This is a genomic window from Dietzia sp. DQ11-44, from assembly GCF_014145205.1.
Taxonomy (GTDB): Bacteria; Actinomycetota; Actinomycetes; order Mycobacteriales; family Mycobacteriaceae; genus Dietzia; species Dietzia natronolimnaea.
Window position 1 is genome coordinate 1 of the sequence record NZ_JAALEC010000675.1, and the last position, 2,975, is coordinate 2,975.

4 protein-coding genes are annotated in these 2,975 nt (G+C 70.5%); 2 read left to right on the forward strand and 2 right to left on the reverse strand.

Going from position 1 to position 2,975, the window contains the following annotated elements:
- Together G6018_RS15405 and G6018_RS15410 are read left to right on the forward strand one after the other, a co-directional pair.
- A partial coding sequence (locus G6018_RS15405; RefSeq protein WP_182640089.1) for an ATP-binding cassette domain-containing protein occupies nucleotides 1-1,111 on the forward strand: 1,111 nt, incomplete at its 5' end.
- Nucleotides 1,112-1,155: 44 nt separating this feature from the next.
- Nucleotides 1,156-1,734, forward strand: coding sequence for a dihydrofolate reductase family protein (locus G6018_RS15410; RefSeq protein ID WP_182610229.1), 579 nt, complete (start codon nucleotides 1,156-1,158; stop codon nucleotides 1,732-1,734).
- A 76-nt stretch (nucleotides 1,735-1,810) separates the two neighbouring features.
- On the opposite strand, the gene G6018_RS15415 is transcribed toward G6018_RS15410, so the two are convergent.
- Nucleotides 1,811-2,347 (reverse strand): ferritin, encoded by a 537-nt coding sequence (locus G6018_RS15415; protein WP_179525999.1) that lies wholly within the window; start codon nucleotides 2,345-2,347, stop codon nucleotides 1,811-1,813.
- A gap of 219 nt (nucleotides 2,348-2,566) precedes the next feature.
- The coding region (locus G6018_RS15420) for an SDR family NAD(P)-dependent oxidoreductase (protein WP_182640090.1) at nucleotides 2,567-2,975 on the reverse strand (409 nt) is incomplete at its 5' end.

Below are 2,975 nucleotides of genomic sequence, written 5' to 3' on the forward strand. Positions count from 1 at the left end.
TCGACTCCTGGGGCAGCCGAAGGTGCTGCTTCTCGACGAGCCGACCAACAACCTCGACCGACCGGCCCGGGCCAGGTTGTTCGCGGCGCTCGAGGGGTTCGTCTCCGCAGGGCGGCGGATCGCTGTGGCGGTGAGCCACGACCTGGAACTGCTCGAACGGGCCGATGCCACGGTGGAGCTGCGGTCCGGACGATGTCGACTGTTCGGGGGGCCGTACTCGCTGTACCGGGAGGTCGTCGACTCCGAGCAATCGGCTGCGGTGCAGTCGCTGGCGGGTGCCCGCAACGAGCTGCGCGCGGAGAAGCGGGACAGGGTCGAGGGGACGGAGAAGGCGAGCCGCAGACTCGCGCATGGGCGTCGCGTGCAGGCCGCCGGCGGGATGCCCAAGATACTCATGAACGCACGGCGCAGGTCCGCCCAGGAATCCGCGGGCAGACTACGCGCGGTCCACGAGCAGGGAGTCGAGCAGGCGCGCGCGCGGATGCAGGACGCCGACGCCGCCGTCCGCCGAGAGGAGGTGTTGCGGATCCCGATGCCCGACCCGGGGCTGCCGGCCGGGCGGAGCGTGATTGACACCCTCGATCCGGTCGCCGGTCGCATCCACCTGACCGGGCCTGCGCGGATACGGCTCGCCGGCCCCAACGGCAGCGGCAAGACCACGCTGCTCCGGCGCCTGTTCGGAGACGGGTCCGCCGGAGCTGGTGACGACGAGGCGGCGCACGTGCCCTGGGCTCTGCTGCCGCAGGATCTGCGGGTCGAGCATCCCGACAGGTCGGTGGTGGACGCGATCCGGGCGGTGCGCCCTGAGGCCGATCCCGAGCAGGTCCACGCCCACGCCGCGCGGATGTTGTTCACGGGGGACGCCGGGTTCCGCCGCCTCGCCGAGCTCTCCGGTGGCGAACGTCTGCGCGCGGCGTTGGCGGCGAGGTTGTTCGCGCGGCCGGTTCCGCAGTTGCTGATCCTGGACGAGCCCACCAACAACCTCGACCTCGCCGGCGTGGAGGTGCTCGCCGACGCTCTCGCGCGGTGGCGCGGGGCCCTGGTCCTGGTGAGCCACGACGACGGCTTCTGTGCCCGGGTGGGGGTGGACGACGTGATCCGGCTCGGCTGACCCGCTCCATTTCCCCTGATCACAGACCACGAAGGGACTCACCCATGCGCAAGCTCATCTACTACATCGCCGTCACCGCCGACGGGTTCATCGCGGACCCCGACGGACGGACGGACTTCTTTCCGCTCGAGGGCGACCACATGGCCTGGCTCGTCGAGCACTATCCGGAGACGATCCCCGGTCACATCCGCGGCGCGATCGGGCTCGCGGGGACCGCCCCATGGGTGTTCGACACGGTTCTGCTGGGCCGGTCCACCCATCAAGTCGCTGTCGACGAGGGGCTGGCCAGCGGCTACCCGCACCTGCGCCAGTACGTGGTGACCCATCGGCCGGGTGATCTGCCGGCGGAGACGGGCCTCACGGCGTCGGACGAGGACCCCGTGACACTGGTCCGACGACTCAAGGCGGAGAGCTCCCCGCTCGACATCTGGCTCTGCGGTGGCGGGGAGCTGGCAGCGGCGTTGGTGGACGAGATCGACGAGTTCCGGCTCAAGGTCAACCCGGTGGTGATCGGCCGGGGGCGACCGCTGATCGCCGGGTCCACCGGTGCGCGGTCCCTGGTCACGCACCGGCGGATCGGGTTCGACAGCGGGGTGAGCTACGTGGAGTACAGCTGCGCCTGACCCGCCCGCGCCCGCCCCGCCAACACCAGCCCCGCCCGTACCGGCCGAGCCCGCTCGCCGGATCCGGGATGTCCGGTCAGACGGCGCCGCCGGCCACCGCGGGCGGGGTGCCGGTGTTGGTGGAGGTGTCGGTCTCGCGTGCGAGGTATTCCTCGATGCGGAACCAGTCGTTGTCCGCGCGCTCGGCGATCGCCACCAGGGTGCTCATGTTGGCGACCTCCTCGACCTGCTCACGCAGGAACCACAGCATGAACTGCTCACCCAGCGGGTCGGACTCGGCGCGGGCCGCCTGGAACATCGACTCGATCTGACGGGTGACCTGCTTCTCCTGCTCGAGCGCGTAGCGCAGGGCGGCGACGGGGCCGTCGAACTCGGCCTGCGGGCCGGGCACGGCCGGGATGGTCACCGGGATGTCGCGGTCGAGCATGTACTGGACCATCATCATGGCGTGGTTCCGCTCGCCGAGGCTGTGCTGGTAGAAGCGTCCGGCGAGCTGGGGCAGATCCTTGGCGTCGGCCCACACGGCGATCGCGATGTACTGCTGGCTCGCGGCGAACTCGTGGCCGACCTGCGCGGACAGGAGTTCGGTGAACGACGAAGACTTCTTGGCCATGATCATGGCACCCTTCCTCTCGGGGACCTCGACGGACGTCGAGACTCGCCCGGGGCATGTTGCGCCCCAGGGCTCCCAGAGTAGGGCTGGCCACAGCGTTTTACCAGGTCAGTAAGGCTAACCGAACATCGGTAAGCCTGGCCTTGTCGGCGGGACCTGCCAACGGGGTCCCGCGCCACCGCGCCACCGCGCCACCGCGGGACCGCGGGACCGTACCACTCAGCGCCGGTGCGCCCGCATGGCCGAGTGCTGGTCCCGCGGCTTGACCACGATCTGGTCCAGGTTGACGTGCGACGGCCGGCTCGCCACGAACCCCACGATCTCGGCGATGTCGCGTGCGACCATGGGGGTCAATCCCTGGTAGACGGCGCCGGCCTTGTCGTCGTCGCCGTCGAACCGCACGAGCGAGAACTCGGTCTCCACCATGCCGGGCGCGATCTCGGTGAACCGCACGGGTTGGCCCAGGTGCTCCCCGCGCAGCGTCCGGTGCAGCACGGCCTGCGCGTGCTTGGCGGTGGTGTAGCCGCTGCCCTTGTCGTAGGACTCCAGCGCGGCGATCGAGGTGATGGTCACCACCAGGCCGTCGCCGGTCTCCACGAGCACCGGCATGAGGCCGCGCACGAGCCGA

Excerpts from the sequence above, each read along its gene's own strand:
- G6018_RS15410 (WP_182610229.1), top strand. The coding sequence starts at position 1,156 with ATGCGCAAGCTCATCTACTACATCGCCGTCACCGCCGACGGGTTCATC.
- G6018_RS15415 (WP_179525999.1), bottom strand. The coding sequence starts at position 2,347 with ATGGCCAAGAAGTCTTCGTCGTTCACCGAACTCCTGTCCGCGCAGGTC.